The sequence below is a fragment of the Thalassotalea ganghwensis genome, from assembly GCF_053485795.1.
The window spans coordinates 1-255 of sequence record NZ_JBQRUM010000100.1 but is presented as its reverse complement, the minus strand read 5'-3'; the positions used below and the strand labels follow the sequence as shown (position 1 = coordinate 255).

1 protein-coding gene is annotated in these 255 nt (G+C 47.8%); it reads left to right on the top strand.

The genetic code is table 11. The features are described 5' to 3' along the window. Window positions 1-255: Ig-like domain-containing protein (locus ACSLUH_RS19710; protein WP_448570096.1), on the top strand; the 255-nt coding region annotated here is incomplete at both ends.

The following is a 255-nucleotide window of genomic DNA, read 5'->3' as shown; positions in this document are numbered from 1 at the left end:
CGGACAGTGATGGTGACTCTTTAACCATTAGTGAAGCAACCGCTTCTGATGGTGGTACGGTAACTATTGAAAACAATGCGTTATCGTACACCTCAGCCGATACTTTTTTGGGCACGGAAACTATCTCTTATTCCATCAGTGATGGTAATGGCGGCACAGCTTCAGCAGAAGTGACCGTCGACGTCAGTTTAACATTGACCTTAACTGGTGTGGTTACCGATGAGCCCATCCCTAATGCCGCCGTAGTTGCAACCG